We start from the raw sequence: 21,523 nt of genomic DNA, 5'->3' as shown, positions 1-21,523 counted from the left end.
CGGCACCGGGGATCAGGGGAAGGTCCCGCGGTCGCTCGCACGGTCGCCCAGGTCGCGGCGGGATCGGGCGCCGACCTTGGCCCGCGCCTGGTAGATGTGGGACTCGACCGTGCGCACGGACAGGAACAGGCGATCGGCGATCTCGCGGTTCGACATCCCCGCGGCGATCAGACCGGCGATCTCCCTCTCCCGCCGGGTCAGCGAAGACGCGTCGGTCGTCCTCGACCCCGGGAGAAGGGCGGGCGACTCCGTCGGCGGGTGCGAGGCGGAGCGCGGCACCAGCGTGCGCACGAGGGCGTCCCGGAGATCGGAGTGCCGGCGACCGGCGACGAGAGGGACCGGCGCATCGTCCCAGATCCGGCGGACGGATGCCGTGGACCCGGAGAGCAGGCGACGGATCTCGTCCTGGAGATCCTGCTCCGCCACCCCCAGCGTCACCGCCCGATGGAGATCCCGCACCCGCAGCATCGGTGCCGGTCGCTCCGTCGTCAACGACAGTGCGTGCCGAGCCGCCCGGGCGGCGTCGTCGTAGCGCGCGTCCAACGCGTCGACCATCGACCGCGCGGCGACGCAGTCGTGACGGAGGCTCAGCGGGCCGTCCGCCCAGAGGCCCGAGACCCGGTCGACGATGCGTCGTGCCTCCGGGATGCGGCCGCGGACGGCGACGAACTGCGCGATCAGCAGCTTCACGCCCGCCACCGCCATGTCCTTGCGGATCAGGTGGAACCGCCCCCGCGCCGCGTGGAGATCGCGGAGGGCCCCGTCGTCGTCCCCGGTGACGGCCGCCGACAACGACGCGGCCAGTCCGGCCGCCCCCAGCGCGCGGTCGTCCCCCTCCCGCGCGGCTCGGCGTCGTTCATCGGCGATCCGTCCGTGGATCAGCGGGACGTCGGCGCCCAGCGTGAGGTGCGTCATCAGGGAGACCGTCAGCGCCCACGCCCGTTCCGCGGTGTCGAGACCGGCGACACCGCTCTCGTAGACGAACTCCTCGACGCGAGCCGACAGCCGGTCGGCGCCGTCCGCGTCCCCCAGCTGTGCGCGGGCGTACGCCTCCCGCAGCCACGCCCAGACCCGCCGGGAGCCGGAAGCCGTACGGGCCGTCTGCTGCGCGACGTCGCGCGCGAGCGGCCACTGCAGCGCGAACCCGAGAGTGTCGACCCGTGCGGAGGCGGGATCCTCCTCCGCACTCGGTGCGCGACCGCGGTCGAGCGCGGCGTGCAGGGCGCGGGAGGCGGAGGAGAACCCGCGCATCTCCCAGGCCGTCGCGATCTCCTGCGCCCGATGCCTGTCCCTCTCCGACGCGACCACCGGCGGCAGCGGGCTCTCGGTCTGCGGGGCGCCGGCGGAGACCCGCGCGTGCGCGAGTTCCAAGCGGAGGGCCCCGTCGTCGGGGTCGCCGGCGAGCCCGGTCGTCGCGAACGCCTCCGCCGTCGCGAAGCGCCCCTGGTCGTTGGAGTGTCTCGCGGCGTCGAGCAGCGCGCGGCGACACAGATCCTCGGTCGCCGGGACGGGCGGGGGATCCCCGCGGAGGAGTGACTCGGCCACGACGGCCGCGATCGGCGGGCTCCACCATCGGCCGCCGGCCTCGAACATCTGCGCCGCTGCGGCCTCGACGATGTCGCGGACGTGCGCGTCCCCGAGGCGGCGCGTGGCCTCGGCGGCCAGCACGGGATTGGCCCACAGGGCACCGGCATCCGAATCGTCTCTCCAGATGCAGCCGTACGCGCGGAGCGTCTCGACCTCATGACAGGGGCGGATGCGGGCCGCGTGCGACGACGATATGCCCGGGAAACGCCCGACGGCCACCAGCGTCGAGAGATGCTCGACGTCCAGCGCCGACAGATGCGTGTGCACCGCGTCCCCCAGTCGCGTCCACATCGGGGCCTCCCGCAGGGCGGTGAGCGGATCGCGCCCATGCCTCGAGGCGTGGGTCGCGACCTCGGCGAACTCGGAGAGCAGGGCGCGCGAGCCGTTCGCCATCCACACCAGCGCGTCCTGGGTCACGCCGTCGAGCGCGTCCGCCCCGCACTCGCGCAGGAAGGCGGACGCCTCCGTCTCTCCCAGGGGCTCGAGGTCGATGCGGAGTGCGAAGCCGCGGCTGCCCAGCTCCAGCAGCGAGTGCGTGAGATCGTCGGATGCCGGGCGCGTGAACCGCGGCGTCTCCACCGCGATGCACGCCGTGACGCGGCGATGGCACACCGCGCGCAGGAGGGTCGCCCCGGAGCGCTCGTCCAGAGCGTGGGCGTCGTCCACCAGCAGCGTCGTCCCCGGCGCGGGGAGGTCCTCCATCACCGCGGACCCGGCCTCGGGGGCCAGCTCCACGCCGCGCACGAGCTGGGTGGGGACCTCCCGCCGCGCCAGCGCGTGCGCGACGCGGCTCATCGTCACGGTCTTCCCGACCCCCACGGGCCCGACCAGGACCACGGGTGTCCCGGCCGCCAGATGTCGCGCGATCACCTCCGGGTCCGCCGCATGTCGAACGGTCCGCGGAGTGCTCTCCCCACCGCGGAAATCTGCGATCGCCCCCATTGCCACCCCCTCGTGGAATCGGTCCCACATCACGATAGCCGCACTCACGCAGACCGGGTCGGGTGCCTCTACGCAGGACTACTCACTTTCTCGGGCTCAGTAGTCACCCGGAAATACGGGGTTCTCATCCGAATGGACGAGCGCTCATCGGCATCCCACTGGTGTTCGCTCTGGTTCGCGTCTCCGGACCTTGGCGCGCCCTCCACGCGCCGAGAGGCTCGCCATCGCGGGGTCGTCCCGCTCGCTGGGCATCGGCCGAGCGGTCCTGAACCAATGGGGGTTTCCATGGAGAAGCAGAAGCACCGGGTCGTCCGGCGCCGGATTTTCGCCGTCGCCGCGGGAGGCGCGGCCCTCGGGGTCGGCGTGGCCGCCACCCTCGCGGCCTGGACGGACACCGAGTGGGTGTTCGGCGGGGACGGCACGGGGGGACCGGGCGTCGGGACCTCCACCTTCGCGATCGAGCAGAACACGGACCCGGGCTTCGACGCGGCCGCCTGGACCGATGAGCCGGACAACCCCGGCGGCGAGATGGTCTTCTCCGCCGCGGGTCTTCTCGGCACCGAACTGACGCCGGGCGACAGCGTCTACGCCGCGGTGGCGCTGCGCACCAAAGCCGCGTCGATCGCGGGCGACGTCGAGCTCCAGCCGGCCGTCACGGCGGCGGGGATCACCCCCGTCGACGCGGGCGACCTGCTCTTCGACGCGCTCGACGTGCGCGTCGCCACCGCGACCGCGGCCTTCACCTGCGACGCCTCGGCCTTCACCGGCGGTGCGACCATCATCGCCGACGGTCCGCTGTCCGGCACCGGCGGGTCCGTCACGCAGTCGCTCGCGGCGGCGGCCGGCTCGGTGCAGTACTACTGCTTCGAGGTCACGCTCCCCGACCCGATCCCGCTGGCTCCCGGGTTCGACGCCGCGGACTACATGGGCCGGACCATCGCCCCGGCCTGGGAGTTCGTGGCCACCTCGTGAACGATCTGGTCACGGCATCCCGGCCGATCGCCGCACACGCCGCCGGCGCCCGGCACAGGTCATCCTCTCGAGCGTCCGCCGTCGGAACGGTCGCACCGATCGAGCGGGTGCGGGATGCCGTGACCATCTTCGTCGGATGCCTCGGCATCCTCACCGTCGCCTGGTTGGCGGCCAGCGCCGTGTGGGGGCTGGGGATCATCGTCTTCGTGACCGGGTCGATGTCCCCCACGCTCCCCACGGGGGCCGCCGCCATCACCCGCACGGTCGACGCCGTCGATCTCGCCGTCGGCGACGTCGTGACCGTGCGACGGCCCGGCAACGGGGCCCAGGTGACCCATCGCATCATCGACATCGCGCCCGTCGCGGGGGACCCGCAGGCCCGCAGCCTCACCCTCCGCGGCGACGCGAACGACTCCGCCGACCTCCGGCCGTACGTCGTCACCAGCGCCCCTCGGGTCCTCGTCGGCGCACCCGGCGCGGGGTCGATCGTCACCGCCGCCAAGACGCCGGTGGCCATGCTCGGCGGGTCCGTTCTCGTCGCCGCCGTGATCGCGTGGGCACTGTGGCCCGCATCGGTCCGGACGCGCGCCGACGACGCGGACCCGCAACCGTCGCTTCCTTCCCGCTGATCCCAGGAGACCCATGTCCCTCTCTCCCCGCGCCGGTCGTCGGCGCGTCAGCGCGGTCCTCGCCGCCGCCGCCTCCCTCGCGCTCGTCGGCGCGGGAGGCCTGTTCGTCGCCGATGCCGCCCGTGCGGCGTTCATCGACGTCCCGCCCACCGGGGCGCCGGGACGGCTGGTGCTCTCCTCCGACCCGTACCCGGCGGAGTTCCTCGATCTCAGCCCCGGCGACCCTGCTTTCTGGCAGATCCGCGCCCGTCTGGAGGACGCCAGCCGGGCGACCCTCGCGCTCGAGCTGCGCAAGAGCGGTCCGCTCGCCGAGGCCCCTCGCGGCTTGATGATGCAGGTGGACGTGTGCGATTCGCCCTGGGCGGGGGTGCCCGAGCAGCCCACCTGCGCCTCCGGGAGCCGTGCGGTGACCCTGGCCACGCCGGCCGAGGACTACACGTCGTCGTCTCCGTCGTTCGAGTTGCGTCCCTTGACGCCGTCGGCGCCGCAATACCTGCTCGTGACGCTCTCCGTGGAGGATTCCGCCGCAGCGCAGGGGGACACCGCCCTCATGGGGCTGCGCGGTCGGATGGGGATCGGTCTGACGGCCATGTCGATCGACGACGTGGCCGTGAGGCCGCCGGGCCGCCTGCCGGCCACCGGGTTCGACCCCATGGCTCTGATCGGCGTGGGCGCGCTGGCCGCGGGCCTGCTCGGGCTCGGGGCGTCGCTGCGGATCGCGCGGAACGGGGGACGACGGTGAAGACATGGATGCGCGCGGCACTGGCCGCGTCGATGGGGGCGGCCCTCGTGGTGCCGCTCGGCATCACCGCCACGACCGCCAGCTGGAACGACGGCGAGTGGGTCCACGAGGATGCGCTCGGGACGTCCACGCTCGACTGCGCGCAGAGCCCGGCACTGGAGACCCGTTCGCGCGGCACGTTCCTCGCCGGGGAGTTGCTCGGCGTCGACCTCGACACCGTCGCCGCGCTCGAGGACATGCTCCTGACCGTGCAGGCGGACGGCACCGCCGTGCCCGACCCGTCGAACGCGATCGACCTCGGCTCGACACCGCCGACGGCCACGTTCGCGAATCCTCTGGACGTCACGGCCCTGGGCATCGTGGGTGTGGACCTGACCGGACTCGCCGTTCCGCTTCCCGGTGCCGCCCTCGGTGCGGCCAACCAGTGGGCGCAGGGATCGAGCGGCGGGCGCGCGGCCGGCGCGGCCGGGCTCATCAACGACTCCGGTGGCGTTCTCGTCTCGGACAGCACCCCGGACGACGATCTTCCGCAGCCGGCGACGATCGACCTCACCGCGTTGCTGCCCTCCGTCGTGGGGCTGGACACGGCGACGCTCGAGGTCGGTGCGGTCGCCGCGAGCTCTCAGCTCGACGGGTGCGCCGCCCTCCTGCAGCAGGTCTGGGGGGTCGCTCCGACGCAGCCGACGGTCGAGCGCGACTACGGCATCGCGTCGCTCGGGGTGGTGCTGGACGCCCCCGCGGTGGGGGCGCTGACGGGTGCCGTGACCACGACGGTCGGGCAGCTGGAGACCGCGGTCGCCGGACTCGTCGGGCAGAACGGTCTGATCGCGCAGAACCTGCGCGCCGCCCTGGCCCTGCGGGTGCCCGGGATCGCCGCGGCGAGCCTCACGGGTACGGTCACGATCACCGGACTGGACCTGCAGTCGACGGTCGCCCCTCTCCTGGGCCTCCAGCTGGAGGGCGACGGCTTCACGATCGATCTCGCGAACGGCCGGATCCTCGTCGACATCGAACGACTCACCGGTCCCCTCAACGACGCGGCGCCGAACACGGAGCTCGTGCTGAACGCGGGGGTCGTGAACGCGATCGTCGCCGAGGCCGGGACGCTGCTGGACGACTGGGCGGACGACGTCACCGATGCGCTCAGGACGGCGATCCGGAACGCGCAGCTGAAGATCGCCCTGACCACCACGGTCTCGGCCGTCGGGTACACGCTCGCCACGGTGACCCTCGGTCTGGATGCCACGATCGGGGCCGTCGTCGACGGCACCGCCACGATCGGGGTGACCCTGTCGAACACGCCCACGGGACCGCTCGTGAGCACCATCAACCTCGCGCTCGGGGTCGCGGGTCTTCCCACGCTCACCTCGATCCTGTCCACGCTCACCTCCTCCGGGTCCGCGCTGACCACATCGGTGGCCAATCTGCTCACGACGCAACTGTTCGACCGAGTGACCACACTCGGTGCCACCCTGTCGTCGCTCTCCGCGCCGGTGGTGACCGTGCTCGCCACCGTGCTGAACGCGCTCCCGACGGTGGTGTCCCTGATGGTCAACGTCCGGCCGGACCAGCCCGGTGCGCCGCCGGGATCGACCTTCACGGCGGCGACGTCGCGGTCGACGGCGGAGTACGCGGTCACCGCGCTGCGACTCGGACTCGCCGACTTCGCCGTCCCGGACGACGTGGCTCACGTCCTGTTCGGCACCGGATCCGCCGGTCCCGTCACCCTGCCCTGAGCGGGCCGCGGCGGTGAGGGATCACCGCCGCGGCTAGCTCTTCGCTCCGGTCAGCGCCAGCGCCCCGCCGAGCCCGATCATCATGACCCCTCCGGCCCCCGCCAGCCCCGAGATCCGCCGCGGGGACCGCGCGAACCAGGCCCGGGCCGTCCCGGCCGCGAGCGCCCACGTGCTGTCGCAGACCAGCGCCATGGCCTGGAACAGCAGTCCCAGCGCCAGCAGCTGAGCCCACACGGGCCCCGCCGCGGGTGAGACGAACTGCGGCAGCACGGCGACGAAGAAGGCGATCGTCTTAGGATTCGTCACCCCGACGACCATCCCCTGGCGCAGCAGCGTCCAGGTCGACCGGGTCCCGACCGCGGCGAAGGCGGCGCCGTCCCGCCGGTGCCGGATCGCCTGGATGCCGAGCCAGACGAGGTACAGCGCACCGACGATCTTGATCACCGTGAAGGCCACGACGGACGACGCGACGATCGCCCCCACGCCGAAGGCGACGGCGACCACGGCCGGGATCGTTCCGAGGGAGTTCCCGACGACGCTCAGCACGCCGGCGCGCCGACCGAGGGCGATCGACCGGCCGATGACGAACAGCACGCTCGGCCCCGGGATCACGATGATCACGGCGGAGGCGAGTACGAACGCCACCAGGTTCTCCCACGGAATCATGCGCTCACCGTATCCCCGCGGGCGGCGGCGCGACGACTACTCTCGTGACACGGTCGTCTACCCGAGGGAGCCGTCATGCAGGAGCAGTTCGACACCGTCGTCGTCGGAGCCGGAATCGCAGGTCTCTCCGCGGCTCGGCTCCTCGCTCGCGAAGGCCGTCGCGTCGTCGTCCTGGAGGCGCGCGACCGCGTGGGCGGCCGCGTGCACTCGCAGCGCGACGGGCACCACGTCACCGATCGCGGGGCGTCGTGGATCCACGGCATCGACGACAGTCCGGTCGAGGCCGCCGCCCGGAGCTTCGGGATGCCGATGGCGGAGTTCACCGTCGGCGGCTACCAGCCCGACAGCCGCCCTCTGGCGTACTTCGGGCCGGATGCCGCGCGCCTCTCCCCCGACGAGGTGCGGGCGTTCGCCGACGACGTCCGCACCCTGAACGCCGATCTGGTCGACGTCATCGCCCGGTCGGCTCCGGATGCCACCTACGCCGACGTGGTGGAGGAGGCGCTCGCCGCCCGCGACTGGGCGCCCGAGCGCGCGCAGCGCGTGCGCGAATACAACGGCCGCCGCGCGGAGGAGCAGTACGGCGTCCACATGTCGGTGCTCGGGGCGCACGGCCTCGACGACGACACCGTCAACGGGATCGAGGTCGTCTTCCCGCGCGGCTACGACGAACTCGCCACCCACCTCGCCGCGGGGCTCGACGTCCGCCTCGAGCACGTCGTCACCGCGATCGACCGGTCCGACGCCGGGGTGACCGTCACCACCGACCGCGGCACGTTCCGGGGCGCGACCGCCGTCGTCACGCTCCCCATCGGCGTCCTGCAGTCCGGTGATGTCGCGATCACGCCGCCGCTGCCGGACACCCATCAGCGGGTGCTCGGGGTGCTGGCATCCAATGCCTTCGAGAAGGTCGTGCTGCGCTTCCCCGAGAAGTTCTGGGATGCCGGGGTCTACGGCATCCGTCAGTTCGGCGACGAGGGGGAGTGGTGGCACTCCTGGTACGACCTGGGACGGATCCACGACGAGGCGGCGCTGCTGACGTTCGCCGCCGGTCCCGCAGCGGTCGCCACCCGGCACTGGAGCGACGAGGAGATCACGGCCTCGACGATGACGCAGCTGCGTCGCCTGTACGGCGAGGAGATCCCCGACCCCGACAGCGTGGTCGTCACGCGCTGGCAGGACGACCCGTTCTCGCGCGGGTCGTACAGCTACATGAAGCCCGGCTCGGTCGGCCCCGACCACGACGAGCTCGCCGCACCGATCGGGGGAGTGCTGCACCTCGCCGGAGAGGCCACGTGGGGCGACGACCCCGCGACGGTGCCCGGTGCCCTGCTGTCGGGGCACCGCGCCGCCGAGAATGTGCTCGGCCGCGCGGTGCCGATCGAGGAGCTCTGGGCCTGACTCAGCGCGGCTCGGCGCCGGTCGCGACCGGCAGCTCCGGGTGGTTCGACCACTGGCTCCACGACCCGGGGAACACGCGCGGCGTGAACCCGGCGAGCGTCAGCGCGACCGCCTGGTGCGCCGCCGTCACACCGGAGCCGCAGTACACACCCACCTCGACACCGGGCAGCGCACCGAGCTCGGTGAAGCGCGCGCGCAGCGCCTCCGGGGCGAGGAACCGCCCGTCGGCGCCGACGTTCTCGGTGGTGGGGGCGCTCACGGCGCCGGGCACGTGCCCGGCGCGGGGGTCGATCGGCTCGACCTCGCCCCGGTAGCGCTCGCCCGCCCGCGCGTCGAGCAGGAGCGCCCCGTCGGCGAACCCGGCGACCTCGTCGAGCGGGAGCACGGGCAGCGCGCCGTAGGCCAGCGTCACCGACCCGGGCGCGGGGGGAGTGGCATCCCCCGTCTCCGCATCGAACCCGGCGTCGGTCCACGCGCGGAGCGACCCGTCGAGCAGACGCACGTCCGCGACGCCGGCGTACCGCAGCAGCCACCAGGCGCGCGCGCTCGAGAGGTTCTTGAGGTCGTCGTAGACCACCACGGTGTCGCCGTCATCGATGCCCCAGCGCCGGGCCGCCTCCTGCAGCGCCTCGACGGGCGGGAGCGGATGCCGCCCGTCGGTGGGCTCCCCGTGCGCGGCGAGCTCGTGGTCGAGGTCGACGTACTGCGCGCCGGGGATGTGCCCGGCGCGGTACTCGGGCAGCCCGTCGGGTCGGTCGAGGCGCCAGCGCACGTCGAGCACGCGCACGGGACCGCCGTCGGCGAAACCCCCCGCGGCGAGGGCGTCGCGCAGTTCGGTCGCGGTGACCAGGACGTCAGACATGCGCGTGCACCGCCTCGTGATCGTGGATGCCGGACAGCTTGAACGCCAGCCGACCGTGCGCGAACCCGCCGCCGGCGCGGATCGCGGTCGCGACCCAGGCGGCCTCGGCGAGCTCGGCCTTCGAGGCGCCGGCGCGGACGGCGGCCTGCGAGTGCCCGTCGATGCAGTAGGTGCACTGCGTCGTGATGCCGACGGCGAGCGCGATGAGCTCGCGGAACTTCAGCGGGATCTCGCGACCCTCGGGCGCGAACACGCTGTCGTTGAACGCCGTGAACGCGGCGAGCACGTCCGGCGTCGTCTCCTTGTAGTCGCGCGTGTACGCGCGGTCTCCCTCGCGGTCGAAGAAGTCGCTCATCTCTCACTCCTCGTGGCGGCGCCGATCGGATGGCGCACCGGTCCGAGCCTAGGAAGACCGCGCGCGGGCGAGCAATGCCGGGTCCGTGATGAGCACCCATCGCCGTGCCCGATGGATGCCATGTGAACCCGCGTGACCGTCGCCGAGCGGGTGGGGCACGCGGCCGTCTATCGTCCAGGCATGGCCGAGACGCTCGACATCATCCAACTGCGCACCTTCGTCGCGATCGACGAGTGCGGGGGATTCGGCCGTGCCGCGGTGGCCCTCCACATGTCCCAGCCCACGGTCAGCCAGCACGTGCGCTCCCTCGAGAAGCGGCTGCAGCAGCCGCTGGTCGAGCGGGACGGCCGGCGCGCCCGCTTCACGCTGGCGGGGGAGAAGCTCCTCGCCGAGGCCCGCCGCATCCTCGCCGTCCACGACGAAGCCCTCGCGCGTCTGGACGTCACGCGCGCTCGCACGATCGTCGTGGGGTCCACCGAGACGGCCGCCGAGCAGATCCTGCCGGAGCTCCTCGGGACCCTCCGCCGCGCGTTCCCCGACCGCCAGGTGCAGTTCCACATCGACCGCTCCACCAAGATGACGGATGCCGTGACCAAGGGCACCATCGACCTCGCCGTGGTGCTCGACACCGGATCGACCGTCGCCGGCGTCGAGGTGGGCGAGCTGCCGCTCAACTGGTACGCATCGCCGTCCTGGCAGCCGCCCGGGCACGGCGAGGCCGTGCCGCTCGTGGCGTACGTCGAGCCGTGCGGCATGCGACAGCGCGCACTTCAGGAGCTCGGCGACATCGGTGCCCGCGTCGACATCGCGGCCGAATCCGGCAGTCTCGAGGGCGTCATCGCCGCGGCCCGTGCCGGCCTGGGCGTCGCGGTCCTGCCCACCGCGGGTCGTGCGCCCGCCGGTCTCGTGGTGCGGCGCGACTTCCCCGACCTCGGCCGGATCTTCGTCCGGCTCATCACACGGCGGGGGCTCGAACCCGACGTGGAGCAGGCGGCGCTGGCCTCCCTCGACGGGTTCTTCGCGGTCCGACGCCACATCCACGCCGTCTCGGCGTGACGTCCGCGCCCATCGGAATGCCCGATGGGTGCGGTTCGAGGATCGCTGTTGGACGCGCGCGGCCCCTCCCGCGGAGCATGGGGGCATGACTGCCTCTCCGACCCTCTCGCGCGTCGACCTCGGCGCCCTCACCGCCGCCGTCGCCGAAACCGCGGAACGCTACGACCGTTCCGCCGACTTCCCCACCGACGGTCTCGCCGCCGTCCACGGGGCCGGAGTGTTCCAGGCGGTGCTCGGAGAACGTTTCGGCGGCGATCAGGTCGACGCCCTGGAGCGGCTCCGCATCCTGCAGGCGATCGGGCGCGGCGACCCCTCGGTCGCCCTCATCGTCGCGAACACGCTGGCGACGCACATCGCCCAGATCGACCGGGACGTCTGGCCGGCGCACCTGTACGAGAGGGTCGTCGCCGAGACCGCCGAGCGTCCCGTTTCCATCAACACGGCGCGCGCCGAACCGGAGCTCGGCGCCCCGGCCCGCGGCGGTCTCCCCGCCACGACGGTCCGCCGCACCGCCAACGGCTGGGCCGTGACCGGACGCAAGGCCTACGTCACCGCGAGCACCGGGCTCGACTACCACCTCGTGTGGGCCAAGACCGACGACGCGGAGCCGCGGGTGGGGCATCTGATCGTGCGGGGCGACGCCCCGGGGATCACGATCATCCCCACCTGGGACCACCTGGGCCTGCGGGCCAGCTCCACCCATGACGTCGTCTACGACGGCGTCGAGGCCCCCGAGGACCACTTCCTCGAGATCCCGTTCACGGGGGTCTACCGCGACCCCGCGGCGCAGGCGAGTGCCCTTGGCCTCACGCACGCGGCGCTGTACGTCGGCGTCGCCCGCGCGGCGCAGGACTTCTTCACCCGCTTCGCCCACGACCGGGTCCCGGCGGGGCTCGGACGCCCGATCGCGACCACCGACCGCATCCAGACGGTCGCCGGCGAGATCGAAGCGCAGCTCGTGCAGGCCGAGACGCTGCTGTACGGGGTGACCGAGAAGGCGGTCGCGGGCGATGCCGACGCCGTCGCGCGCGTCCCCCTCGCGAAGATCCTCATCGTCCGCTCGGCGATCGCCGCCGTCGAGGCGGCCGTGGCCGCGCTCGGAAACCCGGCCCTGAGCCGGACCAACCCCCTCGAGCGACACCTGCGCGATGTCCTCTCGGCGCGCGTGCACCCGCCCCAGGAAGACCAGGCGCTCCTCGGCACGGGGCGGAGAGTCCTCGGCGTCTGACGCAACACGGCGTCATCGGAGCCGCCCCCACCGCGCGCGCCTCAACGGCCTCCGACACCCCGAAACCCCCGGAATCCCGCGGATCCCGGGGGTTTCGGCATCCATCATCCGCACCGATCGTTTCCCATCGGTCGTCGTCGTTGGACGCGTCATCGCGGCCCGCTGAGACTCGCTGAAGAGTTCCCGACCGCGCCCGGCGGTCGGTCCCGACCAAGGAACACAGCCCATGTCCTCATTCCCGAAGCGTCGACGGCGAGCCGCCCTCGGCGCCGCCCTCGCCCTCTCCCTGACCCTCCTCGCCGGCTGCGCAGGCTCCACCACGGCGACCGCCCCGACGGACGCAGCCCCCACCGAGGGCGGCGACGTCGTCTTCCTCATCAACTCCCTCGGCACCAGCTGGGTCCCCAACGAGAGCTCGATCTCCAGCTACCAGGGCAACATCTGGGGCCAGGTCACCGACAAGCTCGTCTACGTCGATGACAAGGGCGCCGTTTCGCCGTGGATCGCCGAGAGCTGGGAGCAGAACACGGATGCCACCGAGTTCACGCTGCACCTGAAGGACGGCGTCACGTTCTCCGACGGCACGCCCCTCGACGCCGCCGCGGTCGTCACGAACCTCGACTACTGGGCGTTCGGCAGCGCCGACAAGGGCATCGCCCCGATCGGCCTGTTCCCGAAGGCGTACCAGAAGGCCACGGCCGTCGACGCGAAGACGGTCACGGTCACCTTCTCCGCGCCGGCCCTCGGCTTCATCCCGACCCTGGGCTACCACGGCTCGATCCTCGTCTCCCCGAAGACGCTCGCCCTCAGCAAGCAGGACCAGGGCAACCTCGACAACTTCTCGGGCTCGGGTCCGTTCACGATCAAGAGCTGGGCGGACGGCGACGACGTCGTGCTCGAGAAGCGCGCCGACTACAGCTGGGGTCCGCAAGCGCTCGGACACACGGGCCCGGCGTACCTCGACACGCTCACCTACAAGCAGGTCGCCGAGTCGAGCACGCGCATCGGCGCGCTCACCTCCAACCAGGCGCAGGTCATCTACAACGTCCAGCCGAGCGAGATCGCGAGCCTCACCGACAAGGGCTTCGTCGCCGGTCTCCCGCGCTATCTCGGCTTCACCAACGGGTACGCCGTCAACGTCCAGGCCGCGCCCTTCGGCGACGTCAAGGTGCGCCAGGCGCTCCAGCACGGCATCGACCGCCAGCAGATCCTCGACACCGTGTACACCGACGGGTGGCAGGCCGCGGAGGGCTTCATCCAGAGCGGTGTCCCCGAGGCGACCGACCACTCCGCGGACTTCGCCTACGACCCGAAGGCCGCCGCCGCCCTCCTCGACGAAGCCGGATGGGTCGAGGGCGCCGACGGCAAGCGCACCAAGGACGGACAGCCGTTGGCGGTGACGCTCTACGCCAACCCGTACCTCGCGACGTCCGCCTCGATCGACGAGCTCGTCTCGCAGCAGCTCGGCGACCTGGGCTTCGACGTCACGGTGCAGACCTACGACGTGGCGACCTTCGGCGAGAAGGTCAAGATCGGTGCCAACACGCCGCTGTACGAGGTGACCCGGTCCTTCATCGACGTGGGCACGGTGGCCGGCATCCTCACGAACGCCAACAAGGGCGAGGACTGGTTCGGGCTCGGCGAGACCGACCCGAAGCTGAACGACCTGCGTGACCGGATCGCCCGGGCCACCGACAAGGACACCCGCGCGACAGCCGTCGACGAGCTGCAGACGTACGTGCTCCAGCAGGGGCTGTTCGTGCCGATCACGCAGATCGTGCAGCGCATCTACGTCCAGAGCCCGAAGCTCCAGGGCGTCACCTACAACGGCGTCGCGATCGCCGACTACGCGACCGCGTACCTGCAGAAGTAGGCCTCCGACATGAACTCCGCCTACCTGATCTTCGCGGCCAAGCGCCTCGGCCAAGCGGTCGTCGTGGTGCTGCTGGCCTACGTGCTGACCTTCGTGGTGATCAGCGTGCTCCCCGGCGATCCGCTGTCGAGCACCCTGCGCAACCCCGAGAACGGCTTCACCGAAGACCAGATCCAGAAGATGGTGGAGTTCTACGGACTGGACCGCCCGGTGTGGGTGCAGCTGGTTGAGGCGCTGGGGCGCTTCGTCCGCGGCGACCTGGGGATCTCGCTCCGGTCCAGCCAGCCGGTGGCCACCATCGTGGGAGACGCCCTGCCGTCGACGTTCGCCCTGGCGGCGTCGGCGCTGGGCGTCGCCCTCGTGCTCGCGTTCGCCCTCGCCTACGGCACCCAGGTGCTGCCGCGCCGAGCGGCGCAGCTGCTGCGCTCGGTTCCGGCCCTGTTCCTCTCGGTGCCGAACTTCGTCATCGGCCTGCTGCTGCTGAACGTCTTCGCGTTCCAGCTGAGCCTGTTCTCCGTGATCGACCCGGACGCCCCCGTGGCGACCTTCTTCGCGGCGGTGGCGCTCGGCATCCCGGTGTCCGCCCAGATCGCGCAGGTCCTCATCACCGGACTCGACCACGAGTTCGGCGAGGACTACGCGGTCGTCGCCTACGCCCGGGGGCTCGGGCGGGCGCGCCTGTTCTTCGCGCACCTGCTCAAGCCCTCGGCGCTCCCGGTCGTCACGATCATCGCGCTCACGGTGGGGGAGCTCCTCGGCGGCGCGCTCATCACCGAGACGGTGTTCGGCCGTGCGGGCATCGGCAGCGTCGTCCAGACCGCCGTCGCCACCCAGGACCTCCCGGTGATCCAGGCGGTGGTCGCGCTCGCGGCGGTCGTCTTCGTCGCGGTGAACCTGATCGCGGACCTCCTCTACCCCGTGCTGGACCCGCGGGTCTCCCTGCTCCAGCCGAATCGTCCCGCGGTCCCCTCCCCGGCCGCCGACCCGGCCCCCCTCTAGAAAGCGACCGTTCGATGACCGCCGTCCTCTCGCCCCTCCTCGCCGGTGCCGACGCGACGGCCCGTCGTCGTCGCGGCATCCCGGTCGCCGTCGTCGTGTCCTTCCTCGTGATCGTCGTCGCCGCGGCGTGGGCGCTCGCGCCCGCCCTCTTCACGGGCTACGACCCGATCGTCGGCGACACGAGCGAGAAGCTGCTGGCCCCGAGCGCGGTGCACTGGTTCGGCACCGACAACCTCGGCCGCGACGTCCTCGCGCGCGTCATCTTCGGCACGCGCTCGTCGGTGCTCAGCGCCCTCATCGCGGTGGGCATCGCGGTGGTCGTCGGTGGCCTGCTCGGGCTCGTCGCGGGATTCTTCGGCGGCCTCGTCGACGTCGTCACGGCCCGCGTCGTCGACGTGCTGCTGGCGATCCCGAGCTTCCTGCTCGCGGTCGTCGTCGTCAGCTCCCTGGGCTTCCAGACCATCAACGCCGCCATCGCGACCGGTGTCTCGGCCGTCGCCGTCTTCGCGCGCGTCATGCGCTCCGAGGCGCTGAAGGTGCGCGGCACCGTCTACGTCGAGGCGGCGGAACTCCAGGGCGGGTCGCGCGCGCACGTGCTGCTCACGCACGTCCTGCCCAACGCCTCCCGGTCGGTCCTGTCGCTCGCGGTCCTGCAGTTCGGGGTGTCGATCCTCGTCATCGCGGGACTCGCGTTCCTCGGCTACGGCGACCCGCCCCCGGCATCCGACTGGGGACTCCTGGTCTCGGCCGGGAAGGACTACCTCGTGTCGAGCCCGTGGCTCGTGTACGCCCCTTCGGCGGTCATCGTGGCCGTCGTGCTGTCGATCAACCGGGTCAGCCGCTGGCTGCGAGCGAAGGACTGAGCCATGACTGACACCCTCCTCTCCGTACGCGACCTGGCGGTGTCGTACGGCGGCCGTCGGGTCGTCTCCGACGTCTCGTTCGACCTGCACCGCGGCCGGAGCCTCGCGCTCATCGGCGAGTCCGGCTCGGGCAAGTCGACGATCGCGAAGGCCGTGCTGCGGCTCCTCCCGCGCGACTCCGGTCACGCCGAGGGCCGTGTCCTGCTCGAGGGCGACGACGTGCTCGCGCTGCCCCTCGCCCGCTTCCGCCCGTTGCGCGGCCGCCGCCTCGGTTTCGTGCCGCAGGACCCCGCCTCGGCCCTCAACCCCGTCCGGACCATCGGCAGCCAGGCGCACGAGGCCGCCGCCCTCACGGGGGAACGGGATGCCGCGCGCCGCCGGGCCGCCATCCTCGAGGTCTTCGAACGCGTGGGCCTCGCCGATCCGGAGCGCGTGTACCGGTCCTACCCGCACCAGCTCTCCGGGGGCATGCTGCAGCGCGTGCTGATCGGGCTCGCCGTGCTCCCCGCGCCCGCGCTCCTCGTCGCCGACGAGCCCACGAGCGCGCTGGACGTCACGATCCAGAAGCGCATCCTCGACCTGCTCACGGAGCTGCGGACGTCGCTGGGAATCGGGCTGCTGCTCATCACCCACGACCTCGCGCTCGCCGCCGAACGCGCCGACGAGCTGGTCGTGCTGCGCGACGGCGTCATCCAGGAGGCGGGTCCCGTGGCGGAGGTGTTCGCCTCCCCCCGGTCCGAGTACGCCGCCGCGCTGCGCGCCGACGTCCCCGCGCTGTCCCCCGACCGATATCGGGCCGTGCTCGCGGAACGGCGGATCGACCCCGCCCGTCCCGCCGTGCAGGTGTCGGACGTCGTGAAGACCTTCCGCGTCGGCGGGGAGGAGCTGCGCGCGGTCGACGACGTCTCGTTCGAGGTGGCGGCCGGCAGCACCCACGCGCTCGTCGGCGAATCCGGGTCGGGCAAGACGACGACCGTGCGGCTCCTCCTGGGGCTCGAGACTCCGGATGCCGGCGACCTCCGCGTCGCGGGGGAGCCGGTGCACGGGCGTTCCCGCACGGACCTGCGCACCGTGCGGCGACACCTGCAGCTGGTGTATCAGAACCCGTTCACGTCGCTGGATCCGTCGTGGCACGTCGAGAGCCTCGTCCGCGAGCCCCTCGACCGCTATCGGGTCGGCGACCGCCGTGCCCGCCGCGCGGCGGCCCGAGCCGCCCTGGTCGCGGTCGGACTGCGCGAGCACCTGTGGCGGCGCCGCGCGGCGGCCCTCTCCGGCGGCCAGCGCCAGCGCGTCGCGATCGCCCGCGCCCTCGTGCTCGAGCCCGATGTCCTCGTGCTCGACGAACCCACCAGCGCGCTCGACGTCACCGTGCAGGCCGAGATCCTCGACGTGCTCGCGCGGCTGCAGGTCGAGCGGGGGCTGACCTACCTGTTCGTCTCCCACGACCTCGCGCTCGTCCGGCAGATCGCGGACACCGTGACCGTCCTCCGTCACGGACGGGTCGTCGAGCACGGTCCCGCCACCGAGGTGCTCGAGAACCCGCAGCACCCGTACACCCGCTCCCTGGTCGCCGCGGTCCCCGATCCGCGCGGCATCCGACCCGCCGTGCCCGTCACGGCCTGACCCCTCCGTCTCCCGCGAAAGGAACTCCCATGCCCGTCGAATTCGTCAACATGGTCGGCAGCCGTCCCCCGGGATCCGTCGCTGCCGGCGGCAGCACCTTCACCACGCCCATCGACGTGGACTGGCTCCGCCACTACGCCCGCACGATCGAGGCCTACGGCTTCGACTACACGCTCATCCCGTACGCATCGGCCAGTGCCGACCAGTACGCGCTCGCCGCGACGGTCCTCGCGGCGACGCGGCGACTCAAGACCGTGGTGGCGGTCCGACCCAACTCGGCGTTCCCGACCGTCGCCGCGCAGGGGCTGTCCACGCTCGACCAGCTGTCGGGCGGGCGCGCGCTCGTCCACATCATCTCCGGCGGCAGCGACCAGGAGCAGGCCCGCCAGGGCGACTACCTCGACAAGGAGCAGCGCTACCGCCGCTCGTCCGAGTTCATCCAGCTGTTGCGGCGCGTGTGGACCGAGAAGGAGCCGTTCTCCCACGACGGCGAGTTCTACCGTTTCGACGGTTTCGGCCCGGGGTACGCGACCCACTCGGGCGGGGCGTTGCCGGTGTCGCTCGGCGGATCGAGCGAGTTCGCCTACTCCTCCGGTGGCGCGCACGCCGACATCTTCGCGCTGTGGGGCGAGCCCCTCGCGCAGACCGCGGAGCAGATCGACCGGGTCTACGCCCACGCCCGCGCGGCGGGACGCACCGACCGCATCCGGTTCTGGGTGACGTTCCGGCCGGTGGTCGCGGCCACCGACGCGCTCGCGCGCGAGAAGGCGCGCGGCATCCTGGAGGCGGCCCGTCCGTTCTACGAGAAGGTCAAGGACATCAACAGCACGAACGTCGGGTCGGTGCGGCTCCGCGAGATCTCGGAGCAGTCCGAGGAGCACGACGGCGGTGTGCTGTGGACGCCCCGCGGCGTCGCCGGATCGGGCGGCGCGTCCTCGCTCCTGGTCGGTTCGCCCGAGACGGTGGCCGAGGCGATCGTCCGGTACGTCGAGCTCGGCGCCGACATCGTCTCGCTCCCGACCCTCGGCGACCTGAACGACGCGGTGGATGCCGGCCGACTCGTCATCCCGCTGGTCCGTGAAGAGGTCGCGCGCCGCGGCATCGATCCCGAGGTCGTGTTCGGGCGGCGGAACGTCGCGTGAGCAGACGTCGACTGATCGTCGGGGCGGGCGCCCTCGGTGCGCTCCTCGCCGCGCAGTGGCGGGCCGCCGGGGTCCCGGCCGTGCTGATCGCCCGAGGCGCCGCACTCGAGGTGATCCGTGAGCGCGGTGTGACCGTCCGACGCCCGCACGGGGACGAGACGGTGCCGGTGGACGTCGTCGGCGCGATCGACGAGACCGAGCCGGCGGTGGGCGACTCCGTCGTGCTCGCGGTGAAGGCGCAGGATGCCGAGCAGGCCCTCGCCGCGATCGCGTGGCGCCCGCTCGCCGGGGGCGGCGCGGTGGCGGACCTGCCCGTGGTGACGCTGCAGAACGGCCTCTCCGCGGAAGCCGTCGCGACGCGACGGTCGGCCGCCGTCGTGGGGGTCTCGGTCGGGATCGCGGCGAGCCACCTGCGTCCGGGCGAGGTCGTCTCGCCGTCGTGGCCGACCATCGGTGTCGCACGGGTGGGCGCGGCGACGGGGGCGGGCGCGCCGTTCGTCGAGGCCGTGCGGGAGGATCTCGCCCGCGCGGGCTTCGCGGCATCCGCGGTGGACGACATCGCCGCCACGAAACGGCGGAAGCTCCTCGGAAACCTCCGCAACGTCGTCGAGGTCTTCGCCGTCGACGCGGCGGAGCGGGATGCCGCGACGGACGCGCTGCGCCGTGAGGCGGAGGCGCTCTTCGCACGGCTCGCCCTGCCCGTCGCTCCGGCGGAGCAGGGGTTCCTCCCGGTCGAGGACGTCCCGGGCCACGTGCCCGGGCGGCTGTCGACGTGGCAGAGCCTCGAGCGCGGAACGAGCGTCGAGAGCGACTACCTCGTCGGCGAACTCGTGCTGCTCGCCCGGCAGGCCGGGACCGCCGCGCCGCTGGCGGAGGCGATCCAGCGCACCCTCGGCATCCTTGCCGCCCGGGGCGGTCGTCCCGGGAGCGCGCCCCTGCCGGCCGAGATCATCCGCGCCGAACGAAAGGTCCGCGCATGACGCTTCCCCCGACCGAGGTCGACCGGGCCCTCGACCGCTCGGGACTCCAGCCGCAGGGGCGGCCCGCCGAGATCGTCCTGGCCCGGGATGTCACGGATGTGCAGGAGACGGTGCGCCGGGCCTCGGCATCCGGTGTTCCCCTCATCACGCGCGGCGCGGGATCGGGCCTGGCCGGAGGGGCGGTGGCGGGGGAGGGGGCGATCGTGCTCGACCTGTCGCAGCTGAACCGCATCCGGGCGATCGACCCGGTCGACGGCACCGCCGAGGTGGAGGCCGGGGTCATCACCGCGGATCTGGATGCCGCGGCTCGCGCGCACGGCCTCCTGTACGCGCCCGACCCGGGCAGCGTCGGCATCTCGACGATCGGCGGCAACATCGCCACCAACGCCGGGGGACTGCGCGGGGCGAAGTACGGGGTGACACGGGATGCGGTGCTGTCCGTCGACGTGGTCCTCGCCGACGGCTCGCTCGTGCGCCTCGGCCGTCCCACGATCAAGGGCGTCACCGGGTACGACCTCGCGGGCCTCGTGGTGGGGTCGGAGGGGACGCTCGGGATCGTGGTCGCGGCCCGCGTGCGCCTGCTGCCGGCGCCGCAGCGGGTGGCGACGGCCTCCGCGTTCTTCGCGACGCTGGAGGACGCCGCGCACGCGGTCGCGGCGATCGCGGTGAGCGGGGCTCGCCCCGCGGTGCTGGAGATCCTCGACGGTGCGACGCTCGCCGCGATCGACGACGCCTCGGGCACGACGCTCCGTGCGCAGGGGGAGGCGCTGCTGCTCGCGCAGACCGACGGGTTCGGTGCCGCGGAGGAGATGGCCGTGGTCCTCGCGGCGGTCGCCCCGACGGCGACCCACCACGAGTGGACCGAGGATGCCGAGCGCGCCGCCGATCTCCTGTCCGCGCGGCGGCAGGCGCTCCCGGCGCTGGAGCGAACCGGTCGACCGCTGATCGAGGACATCGCGGTTCCGCGGAGCCGGCTGGCGGAGGCGATCAGCGGCATCCGGCTCATCGCCGATCGGCACGGGGTGCCGATCTTCGTCTTCGGTCATGCCGGCGACGGCAATCTGCATCCGATCATCGTGGTCGAGCCGGGCGACGGAGACCTGCCCGAGACCGCCGTGCGCGCCGCCGACGACATCTTCGCCCTCGCCCTGTCGCTCGGCGGCACGGTCACCGCGGAGCACGGCGTCGGACGTCTCAAGCGCGAGTGGGCGCGGCGCGAACTGGGAGACGACGTGGTGCGGCTGCACGACGAGATCAAGCGGGTGTTCGACCCCCGCGGCATCCTGAACCCGGGCAGCGCCTACTGAGCGGGCTCGACCGGCGGGCGTGCGCTGGTGCGCCCGTCGGCCGCGCGCGCCGCCGCCCGGTCGTGTCGTGAGCCCACCGGAACGATCTCGGTCGCCTTCGGCAGTCCCATCGGCGGGGTCGCCACGAAGATCGACTCGGCACGGTCGACGAGGTACGTCTCGTGCCAGATGCCCACGGCGCCCGCGGCCTTGCGCGCGCGCCTGTTGAAACGGGTCCAGGCCGGGCGGTGCGCCTGCGCGGGGGCCGACGCGTAGGCGTAGAGCTTCTCCAGCGAGGACCAGTACTGCACGATATAGGGGCCCCGGGCGCCGAAGAGCATCGTGAACCCGAGCAGGCCCGAGTCGGGATCGCTGCTGAGCTCGCGCAGCATCGGCCCCATCTCGGCGGAGATGGGCAGCCAGAGGTCGGGCCGCCACCACCGGTTGATGGTCATGCCGATGTGGAAGACGACGAGTTCGCCGTCGTGTCGGTGGGTCATGCGACCCGGGTGGAGGGATGCCATGGGCTCGTCCTAACTGGATAGTGTCACTATCTAGTGTTGGATAGTAGTGCTATCCAG

19 protein-coding genes are annotated in these 21,523 nt (G+C 72.6%); 14 read left to right on the top strand and 5 right to left on the bottom strand.

What is annotated here, in order from left to right; genetic code table 11:
- Positions 1–12: 12 nt before the first annotated feature.
- Positions 13–2,382: a helix-turn-helix transcriptional regulator gene (locus BGO45_RS06980; RefSeq protein WP_292692110.1), complete on the bottom strand. Its 2,370-nt coding sequence runs from the start codon at positions 2,380–2,382 to the stop codon at positions 13–15.
- Between the two features lie 432 nt (positions 2,383–2,814).
- On the opposite strand from BGO45_RS06980, the gene BGO45_RS06975 reads away from it, so the two are divergent.
- Genes BGO45_RS06975 through BGO45_RS06960 form a run of 4 tightly spaced genes read left to right on the top strand, consistent with a single transcriptional unit; the run spans position 2,815 to position 6,608 of the window.
- Positions 2,815–3,501, top strand: coding sequence for a SipW-dependent-type signal peptide-containing protein (locus BGO45_RS06975; protein ID WP_292692109.1), 687 nt, complete (start codon positions 2,815–2,817; stop codon positions 3,499–3,501).
- On the top strand, positions 3,498–4,130 hold the full coding sequence (locus tag BGO45_RS06970; RefSeq protein ID WP_292692107.1) for a S26 family signal peptidase: 633 nt from the start codon (positions 3,498–3,500) through the stop codon (positions 4,128–4,130). The genes BGO45_RS06975 and BGO45_RS06970 overlap by 4 nt, the downstream gene beginning before the upstream one ends.
- Before the next feature lie 13 nt (positions 4,131–4,143).
- Positions 4,144–4,872 (top strand): hypothetical protein, encoded by a 729-nt coding sequence (locus tag BGO45_RS06965; RefSeq protein ID WP_292692105.1) that lies wholly within the window; start codon positions 4,144–4,146, stop codon positions 4,870–4,872.
- Positions 4,869–6,608: a choice-of-anchor G family protein gene (locus BGO45_RS06960; protein WP_292692103.1), complete on the top strand. Its 1,740-nt coding sequence runs from the start codon at positions 4,869–4,871 to the stop codon at positions 6,606–6,608. Before BGO45_RS06965 ends, BGO45_RS06960 begins: the two co-directional genes overlap by 4 nt.
- A 33-nt stretch (positions 6,609–6,641) precedes the next feature.
- Here the strand turns inward: BGO45_RS06960 and BGO45_RS06955 are convergent, their stop codons facing one another.
- Positions 6,642–7,274, bottom strand: coding sequence for a LysE family translocator (locus tag BGO45_RS06955; RefSeq protein WP_292692101.1), 633 nt, complete (start codon positions 7,272–7,274; stop codon positions 6,642–6,644).
- 75 nt (positions 7,275–7,349) lie between these two features.
- Here BGO45_RS06955 and BGO45_RS06950 point away from each other — a divergent pair, with 75 nt between their 5' ends.
- Complete coding sequence (locus BGO45_RS06950) at positions 7,350–8,675, top strand: NAD(P)/FAD-dependent oxidoreductase (RefSeq protein ID WP_292692099.1); 1,326 nt, start codon at positions 7,350–7,352, stop codon at positions 8,673–8,675.
- A gap of 1 nt (position 8,676) precedes the next feature.
- On the opposite strand, the gene BGO45_RS06945 is transcribed toward BGO45_RS06950, so the two are convergent.
- Together BGO45_RS06945 and BGO45_RS06940 are read right to left on the bottom strand one after the other, a co-directional pair.
- Positions 8,677–9,537: a sulfurtransferase gene (locus tag BGO45_RS06945; protein WP_292692097.1), complete on the bottom strand. Its 861-nt coding sequence runs from the start codon at positions 9,535–9,537 to the stop codon at positions 8,677–8,679.
- The gene (locus tag BGO45_RS06940) at positions 9,530–9,892 is read right to left on the bottom strand and encodes a carboxymuconolactone decarboxylase family protein (RefSeq protein WP_292692095.1); all 363 of its coding nucleotides are present in this window, start codon (positions 9,890–9,892) and stop codon (positions 9,530–9,532) included. Before BGO45_RS06940 ends, BGO45_RS06945 begins: the two co-directional genes overlap by 8 nt.
- 180 nt (positions 9,893–10,072) lie before the next feature.
- On the opposite strand from BGO45_RS06940, the gene BGO45_RS06935 reads away from it, so the two are divergent.
- The 9 genes from BGO45_RS06935 to BGO45_RS06895 all read left to right on the top strand — a co-directional run bounded on the left by BGO45_RS06935 (position 10,073) and on the right by BGO45_RS06895 (position 20,963).
- Complete coding sequence (locus BGO45_RS06935; RefSeq protein WP_292692093.1) at positions 10,073–10,948, top strand: LysR family transcriptional regulator; 876 nt, start codon at positions 10,073–10,075, stop codon at positions 10,946–10,948.
- A gap of 85 nt (positions 10,949–11,033) precedes the next feature.
- A complete protein-coding gene (locus BGO45_RS06930; RefSeq protein ID WP_292692091.1) occupies positions 11,034–12,176 on the top strand; it encodes an acyl-CoA dehydrogenase family protein in 1,143 nt (380 codons plus the stop codon).
- A gap of 226 nt (positions 12,177–12,402) precedes the next feature.
- Positions 12,403–14,049: an ABC transporter substrate-binding protein gene (locus tag BGO45_RS06925; protein ID WP_292692089.1), complete on the top strand. Its 1,647-nt coding sequence runs from the start codon at positions 12,403–12,405 to the stop codon at positions 14,047–14,049.
- Positions 14,050–14,058: 9 nt separating this feature from the next.
- Positions 14,059–15,048 carry an ABC transporter permease gene (locus BGO45_RS06920; protein WP_292692087.1) on the top strand — a complete coding sequence of 330 codons (990 nt, stop codon included), beginning with the start codon at positions 14,059–14,061 and terminating at the stop codon, positions 15,046–15,048.
- A 14-nt stretch (positions 15,049–15,062) separates the two neighbouring features.
- The gene (locus BGO45_RS06915) at positions 15,063–15,911 is read left to right on the top strand and encodes an ABC transporter permease (RefSeq protein WP_292692085.1); all 849 of its coding nucleotides are present in this window, start codon (positions 15,063–15,065) and stop codon (positions 15,909–15,911) included.
- 3 nt (positions 15,912–15,914) lie between these two features.
- Positions 15,915–17,534 (top strand): ABC transporter ATP-binding protein, encoded by a 1,620-nt coding sequence (locus BGO45_RS06910; RefSeq protein ID WP_292692083.1) that lies wholly within the window; start codon positions 15,915–15,917, stop codon positions 17,532–17,534.
- A 29-nt stretch (positions 17,535–17,563) separates the two neighbouring features.
- Positions 17,564–18,676, top strand: coding sequence for an LLM class flavin-dependent oxidoreductase (locus BGO45_RS06905; RefSeq protein ID WP_292692081.1), 1,113 nt, complete (start codon positions 17,564–17,566; stop codon positions 18,674–18,676).
- Positions 18,673–19,656, top strand: coding sequence for a ketopantoate reductase family protein (locus BGO45_RS06900; protein ID WP_292692078.1), 984 nt, complete (start codon positions 18,673–18,675; stop codon positions 19,654–19,656). The genes BGO45_RS06905 and BGO45_RS06900 overlap by 4 nt, the downstream gene beginning before the upstream one ends.
- A complete protein-coding gene (locus tag BGO45_RS06895; RefSeq protein WP_292692076.1) occupies positions 19,653–20,963 on the top strand; it encodes an FAD-linked oxidase C-terminal domain-containing protein in 1,311 nt (436 codons plus the stop codon). Before BGO45_RS06900 ends, BGO45_RS06895 begins: the two co-directional genes overlap by 4 nt.
- Here BGO45_RS06895 and BGO45_RS06890 read toward each other — a convergent pair.
- Positions 20,957–21,466, bottom strand: coding sequence for a DUF4188 domain-containing protein (locus BGO45_RS06890; RefSeq protein ID WP_292692074.1), 510 nt, complete (start codon positions 21,464–21,466; stop codon positions 20,957–20,959). The genes BGO45_RS06895 and BGO45_RS06890 overlap by 7 nt on opposite strands.
- Positions 21,467–21,523 lie beyond the last annotated feature (57 nt).

Source organism: Microbacterium sp. 71-36, from assembly GCF_001898305.1.
GTDB lineage: Bacteria > Actinomycetota > Actinomycetes > Actinomycetales > Microbacteriaceae > Microbacterium.
The sequence above is the reverse complement of the archived record's forward strand: the minus strand, read 5'-3'. Positions and strand labels throughout refer to the sequence as shown.

What these genes read in the sequence shown, in the direction of transcription:
- BGO45_RS06890 (WP_292692074.1), bottom strand. Translation starts at nt 21,466, where the DNA reads ATGGCATCCCTCCACCCGGGTCGCATGACCCACCGACACGACGGCGAA.
- BGO45_RS06965 (WP_292692105.1), top strand. Translation starts at nt 4,144, where the DNA reads ATGTCCCTCTCTCCCCGCGCCGGTCGTCGGCGCGTCAGCGCGGTCCTC.
- BGO45_RS06915 (WP_292692085.1), top strand. Translation starts at nt 15,063, where the DNA reads ATGACCGCCGTCCTCTCGCCCCTCCTCGCCGGTGCCGACGCGACGGCC.
- BGO45_RS06930 (WP_292692091.1), top strand. Translation starts at nt 11,034, where the DNA reads ATGACTGCCTCTCCGACCCTCTCGCGCGTCGACCTCGGCGCCCTCACC.
- BGO45_RS06935 (WP_292692093.1), top strand. Translation starts at nt 10,073, where the DNA reads ATGGCCGAGACGCTCGACATCATCCAACTGCGCACCTTCGTCGCGATC.
- BGO45_RS06925 (WP_292692089.1), top strand. Translation starts at nt 12,403, where the DNA reads ATGTCCTCATTCCCGAAGCGTCGACGGCGAGCCGCCCTCGGCGCCGCC.
- BGO45_RS06940 (WP_292692095.1), bottom strand. Translation starts at nt 9,892, where the DNA reads ATGAGCGACTTCTTCGACCGCGAGGGAGACCGCGCGTACACGCGCGAC.
- BGO45_RS06920 (WP_292692087.1), top strand. Translation starts at nt 14,059, where the DNA reads ATGAACTCCGCCTACCTGATCTTCGCGGCCAAGCGCCTCGGCCAAGCG.
- BGO45_RS06955 (WP_292692101.1), bottom strand. Translation starts at nt 7,274, where the DNA reads ATGATTCCGTGGGAGAACCTGGTGGCGTTCGTACTCGCCTCCGCCGTG.
- BGO45_RS06945 (WP_292692097.1), bottom strand. Translation starts at nt 9,537, where the DNA reads ATGTCTGACGTCCTGGTCACCGCGACCGAACTGCGCGACGCCCTCGCC.
- BGO45_RS06905 (WP_292692081.1), top strand. Translation starts at nt 17,564, where the DNA reads ATGCCCGTCGAATTCGTCAACATGGTCGGCAGCCGTCCCCCGGGATCC.
- BGO45_RS06910 (WP_292692083.1), top strand. Translation starts at nt 15,915, where the DNA reads ATGACTGACACCCTCCTCTCCGTACGCGACCTGGCGGTGTCGTACGGC.
- BGO45_RS06975 (WP_292692109.1), top strand. Translation starts at nt 2,815, where the DNA reads ATGGAGAAGCAGAAGCACCGGGTCGTCCGGCGCCGGATTTTCGCCGTC.
- BGO45_RS06950 (WP_292692099.1), top strand. Translation starts at nt 7,350, where the DNA reads ATGCAGGAGCAGTTCGACACCGTCGTCGTCGGAGCCGGAATCGCAGGT.
- BGO45_RS06980 (WP_292692110.1), bottom strand. Translation starts at nt 2,382, where the DNA reads ATGAGCCGCGTCGCGCACGCGCTGGCGCGGCGGGAGGTCCCCACCCAG.
- BGO45_RS06895 (WP_292692076.1), top strand. Translation starts at nt 19,653, where the DNA reads ATGACGCTTCCCCCGACCGAGGTCGACCGGGCCCTCGACCGCTCGGGA.